This is a genomic window from Bartonella sp. AP9QHHD, assembly GCF_042195625.1.
Taxonomy (GTDB): Bacteria; Pseudomonadota; Alphaproteobacteria; order Rhizobiales; family Rhizobiaceae; genus Bartonella.
This window is the reverse complement of the sequence record NZ_JBHIOP010000103.1, coordinates 1-4,901: the sequence shown is the minus strand read 5'-3', so window position 1 is coordinate 4,901 and position 4,901 is coordinate 1. Positions and strand designations below refer to the sequence as shown.

Annotated in this window: 7 protein-coding genes; all 7 read left to right on the top strand. The window is 38.8% G+C overall.

From position 1 onward, the window contains the following. Window positions 1–153 precede the first annotated feature (153 nt). The 7 genes from ACFIK4_RS09125 (at window position 154) to ACFIK4_RS09095 (ending at window position 4,760) form a co-directional block, all read left to right on the top strand. Window positions 154–561, top strand: a complete 408-nt coding sequence (locus ACFIK4_RS09125; RefSeq protein WP_375675798.1) for a hypothetical protein — start codon at window positions 154–156, stop codon at window positions 559–561. Between the two features lie 124 nt (window positions 562–685). Next, the gene (locus ACFIK4_RS09120; protein ID WP_375637118.1) at window positions 686–1,480 is read left to right on the top strand and encodes an ERF family protein; all 795 of its coding nucleotides are present in this window, start codon (window positions 686–688) and stop codon (window positions 1,478–1,480) included. Between the two features lies 1 nt (window position 1,481). After that, entirely contained in the window at window positions 1,482–2,105 is a 624-nt protein-coding gene (locus ACFIK4_RS09115; protein WP_375637117.1) for a lambda exonuclease family protein, read from the top strand. A 59-nt stretch (window positions 2,106–2,164) separates the two neighbouring features. Beyond that, window positions 2,165–2,653 (top strand): DUF488 family protein, encoded by a 489-nt coding sequence (locus ACFIK4_RS09110; protein ID WP_375675797.1) that lies wholly within the window; start codon window positions 2,165–2,167, stop codon window positions 2,651–2,653. 140 nt (window positions 2,654–2,793) lie between these two features. Next, window positions 2,794–3,339, top strand: coding sequence for a hypothetical protein (locus ACFIK4_RS09105; protein WP_375675796.1), 546 nt, complete (start codon window positions 2,794–2,796; stop codon window positions 3,337–3,339). Between the two features lie 126 nt (window positions 3,340–3,465). Further along, window positions 3,466–3,714, top strand: coding sequence for a hypothetical protein (locus ACFIK4_RS09100; protein WP_375632710.1), 249 nt, complete (start codon window positions 3,466–3,468; stop codon window positions 3,712–3,714). A gap of 2 nt (window positions 3,715–3,716) precedes the next feature. Then, window positions 3,717–4,760 carry a tyrosine-type recombinase/integrase gene (locus ACFIK4_RS09095; protein ID WP_375615513.1) on the top strand — a complete coding sequence of 348 codons (1,044 nt, stop codon included), beginning with the start codon at window positions 3,717–3,719 and terminating at the stop codon, window positions 4,758–4,760. Window positions 4,761–4,901: the final 141 nt, after the last annotated feature.

Below are 4,901 nucleotides of genomic sequence, written 5' to 3'. Positions count from 1 at the left end.
ATCCAAAAGAAACTTATGGATTGTCCAACTATCACACTTCAAACCGCAAATGGAATAGAAAAGGTCATTCCTTGCGCAAAAGTCACAGCAAAAGGAATTGGTGTGCTGTCTCAAGAGCTTAAAAGACAAAGCATGCATTAAGAGGAGGTTATCATGATAAAAAAGAAATACGAACTGACAGACGCAACAATCGAAGTTAATGGCAGAACTCTCCACCGCATTCGCGCCTTACGAGACTTTGGAAACGTCGAGAAAGGCGATTTAGGGGGGGTTATAGAGCATGAGGGCAATTTAAGTCACGAAGGGGATTGCTGGGTTGGTGATAATGCATGGGTTTATGAAGGCGCCCGTGTTTATGATGATGCACAAATTTCTGATAATGTTCAAGTTTTTGGTAATGCAGAAGTTTACGAGGGTATACATTTTTATGGATATATAGAAGTTTACGGTGATGTACGTGTTTTTGGTAACTGCGATGCTATATACATTACCAATGATGCAGGTGCTTATGGGTATGTTGATAATACTGACCTCACCTCAACTAGAGAACAAACCAAATGAAAAAATACGACCGACTAATCTTATAGTATCTCTATAAGCCGTTTCTAACACCGAAAAACCAACTTTTAAACACCAGCGTGATTCACGCCACGGGGGAATTGCGCTCAAATAGGAGGAAATCAAGATGAGTAAACAAAACACTAACCTAACAGAAATTGAAGAAACGCATCACTTAGCGGTTAAACAAACTGCTATGGAACGTATTTTAAACAGAGCCTTAGAAAATGACGTCGATATGGATCGTCTCGAGCGTCTCATTGCCTTACGAGAAAAAGAAATAGAACGACAAAACTACGAAAGATTTGCCAGTGATCTTTCGAATATGCAAATAGAATATCAAAAAATACAAAAAAACTCTACAAACACCCATACAAACAGCCAATATGCAACCCTTGACCAGTACATTGATGCTGTAAAAAACACTCTTGCAAAACACCGATTTGCTTTGTTTTCTCGTATCAAAGAACAGAGTTCAGACAATATAATTATAGAAATGACTTTGACGCATCCGTCTGGAAATAAAATCTCAACAGAAGGAAAGTTTCCTTATGACACTAAAGGATGCAAATCAAATATACAATCGGTTGGTTCTGCAATCACATACGCACGCAGATATCTGTTAGGCATGCTTCTTAATGTCGTGAGTGAAGATGATGATACAGATGGAAACCCGCCTATTAAAAAGGCTTTTCCACAACAGATCAATGAAATCAGAAGACTTGTCGTACAAACCCAAACAGAAGAAGAAAAAATACTTGCTTATGTCAACGTCAAAAAGCTCGACGATATGTCTGAAGGACAAGCACAAACGGTATTACATCTTTTGAAAGATAAACAAAACAGGCAAAAGGCAGAAACAGATTCTACTATACAAGATGCCGATATAGAAACGCCACACGAACAGGGAACGGCGGTGTGAGATGGAACAAAGAACAGCAGAATGGTTTCAAGCGCGCTTAGGAAAAGTCACTGCTTCAAACGTTTACAATATACTCAGTAAGACAGCAAAAGGTTTGCCTACAAGCAAATATGAAGACTACAAAATCAAACTCATGACAGAACGCTTAATAGGGGAAATAAGCCAATCTTATACAACACCTGCTATGCAATGGGGCATTGAACATGAAGAGAATGCCTTGAGAGAATATGAATTCATTTATGACGCAGAAGTCACAAGATGCGGGTTTATCCCCCACCCAAAAATGGAAATGGCGGGGGCTAGTCCTGATGGGTTCATTGGAGAGGACGGTTTAATCGAAGTCAAATGCCCACAATCAACCACGCATTTGCGCTTCTTTATATATGACGAAATCAAGCCTGAATATATCGCACAAATGCAATTCCAAATGGCGTGCACAGGACGCAAATGGTGTCATTTCATGAGCTATAATCCAAACTTTGTAGGCAGATCTACTGGTTTGAGAATGAAAATCAAACGCATCAACCGTGATGAGCAATACATTGAAGAGATTAATAAAGCTGTCGAAATCTTTTTAGGGGAAATAGAACAAGAGATGCAAAAGATTTTGGCAAAAGCTGCTTAAACCTATGGGGGTGCTCTCTCCTCCCCGCACCCCCACCCTTTTACATAAGGAAATTAAACGTGTGTAACATCAAACATATTATCATACAGCCTGCTAAAGATGAGGAATTTTGTTTTTTTACCATTGGCTATGAAGGTAGGTCCCTTGAGAATTATCTTAGTTGTCTCATAGAAAACAATATCAAAACTTTATGTGATGTTCGTAAAAATCCAATAAGTAGAAAACACGGATTTTCAAAAAGACAATTAGAAAAAGCTGTAAGCAATATTGATATTGAATATATGCATATGCCTGAACTTGGAATTGCTTCTGAAAAACGAAGAAATTTGAAAACACAAAAAGATTATGACCGCCTTTTTGAAGATTATCAAAATACAACTCTCAAGAATAATTTTTGTGCAATAAACAAATTATATCAAATTTTTTTAAACAAAAAGCGCGTTGCAATCACCTGTTTTGAAGCCAATGTATGCATGTGTCATAGAGGACAACTCGCATTAGCTCTTACTCAATTGCCTGATTGGAAATATGAAATTAAACACATCTAAAAAATAAACTTACAGATTTTTTACATATGGAGGTGCTTCTCTTCACAAATGCCTCCTAGCACCACCACCCTTCTTAACACTTTTAAGTCATGCGTGATTCACGAAATGGGTGAATTGTACGCAAATCAAGGAAATAAACCATGGAAAAGAAATATGAACTGACTGATGAAACAATCGAAGTTGGGCGCAAAACGCTCCGCCGCATTCGTGCATTGAGAGATTTGGGGGACGTCAAGAAAGGTGATCTTGGCGGCTATATCGAGAAAGAAGACAATCTAAGTCATGATGGCAATTGCTGGGTTGGGGGTTATGCCAAGGTTTATGATGATGCTAAGGTTTACGAAAATGCACATGTTTACGGTTATGCCGAGGTTTACGACAATTCTCGTATTTATGGCAAAGCAGAAGTTTTCGATGAACCATGCATTTACGGTCATGCAGAAGTTTACGGTGATGCATATATTTGCGGTGAACCGAACGTTTTTGATAATGCAGAAGTTTATGGCAATGCACAAGTTTACGAAGAACCATACATTTACGATAGGGCGCGTGTTTACGGTGATGCGCATGTTTACGGTGATGCGCATGTTTACGGTCATGCAAAAATTTACGGTGATGCATGTGTATGTTGGAACGACTGGATTGATGACGATAGAAGAATCTCAACTAGAGAAAAAACCAGATGAGAAAATAACGAACTACTAATCTTATAGTATCTCTATAAGCCGTTTCTAACACCGAAAAACCAACTTTTAAACACCAGCGTGATTCACGCCACGGGGGAATTGCATCTAAAATGAAGGGGAACAGATATGGCACACCGCCAACCTACTATAACACAACCAGCCATTGCACGAGCTTTACGAGAAGCTAAAAAACAAGGAGCAGAGGTTGTAGAAATCAAGCCTACTGGTGAATTATTAATTCATATCAATAAAATCGTAACACCCAGAACGATAGATAATACTTATAGCATTGACGATTTTCCACCGCTTGAAAATGAACAAAAAGACTACGATACCAGCAAATCGTGTCCCTCTGTTGACGGTATAAAGTTTTAGCCATGCCAAAACGCCGTCCACCGCATCTTGTTCGTGAACGCACACGCCATGGTAAAATCATATGGTATGTACGTATTGGTCATGGACCACGGTTTCGGATTGAAGGAACCTATGGAACGCAAGAGTTTGTCGATAATTATACGCTTGCTCTTAAGCAAGCTCAAAATGGCTCCTCCAAAACAAAGAGGCGTACCAGACTCACAGAAGGGTCTTTCGATTGGTTGTTGCATCAGTATTTACAAAGCATGCAATGGCATAATCAATCAGAATCTACTAAAAAAGTTAAATATCGAATTCTGAATAATGTTTCTAAACATATCGGTAATCGTGCATATAAAAGCATAAACAAACAACACATGCTTGAAGCCGTAGACAGAAGGCGAGAGACCCCCGCAGCTGCAAAACATTTTTTGACCTCTTTAAACGGTCTCTTTAATTGGGCGGTTGATAATGCCCTTTTAAATAGAAATCCTGCCTTTAATATAAAAGCACCAAAATCTTTAAACAGTGAGGGATTACTGCCATGGCTAGAAGAGGACATAGACAAATATTATCACCGTTGGTCACATGGTACACATGAACGCGTCTGGATTGATGTTCTTCTTTATACAGGCTTGCGTCGTGGTGATGCCGTTCGTATCGGCTGGAAAGACGTCAAAGATAATATCATTTATCTCAAAACAGAAAAGAGCCAATTTAAAACAGATGTTTTTCTTCCTATTTTACCAGAACTAGAGGAAACCCTTAAAATTGGTCCCATAGGTAATGAAACATTTATTTGTGGTAAAGGTGGAAATAAGCTTGTCAAAGAAAGTTTTGGCAACCTCTTTCGTGAAGCATGTAATGCGGCGGGTATTAAAAAATCAGCGCACGGATTGCGAAAATTAGCAGCAACACGTGCAGCCAATGCTGGTGCGACAGTTTCGCAAATGAAAGCGCTTTTTGGCTGGACAGAAGATAAAATGGCATCCCTTTATACCAAAACAGCTGATAGAAAACGACTTGCAATAGAAGCAATCAAAAAGCTACAAAAAGGTTCGGGATAGACATAAAATAAGTTAAAATAATCAACGGAATCAAAACTCCCGAACTTTTATATAACTTATTGATTTTATATAAATATAACGCTCCCACCCCCTCCGCCACAGCACTTTTATGGTGCTATAACTTATTGATTTCATGTGTGT

Coding starts and splice junctions, on each gene's coding strand:
- ACFIK4_RS09120 (WP_375637118.1), top strand. CDS start 686: ATGAGTAAACAAAACACTAACCTAACAGAAATTGAAGAAACGCATCAC.
- ACFIK4_RS09100 (WP_375632710.1), top strand. CDS start 3,466: ATGGCACACCGCCAACCTACTATAACACAACCAGCCATTGCACGAGCT.
- ACFIK4_RS09125 (WP_375675798.1), top strand. CDS start 154: ATGATAAAAAAGAAATACGAACTGACAGACGCAACAATCGAAGTTAAT.
- ACFIK4_RS09095 (WP_375615513.1), top strand. CDS start 3,717: ATGCCAAAACGCCGTCCACCGCATCTTGTTCGTGAACGCACACGCCAT.
- ACFIK4_RS09115 (WP_375637117.1), top strand. CDS start 1,482: ATGGAACAAAGAACAGCAGAATGGTTTCAAGCGCGCTTAGGAAAAGTC.
- ACFIK4_RS09105 (WP_375675796.1), top strand. CDS start 2,794: ATGGAAAAGAAATATGAACTGACTGATGAAACAATCGAAGTTGGGCGC.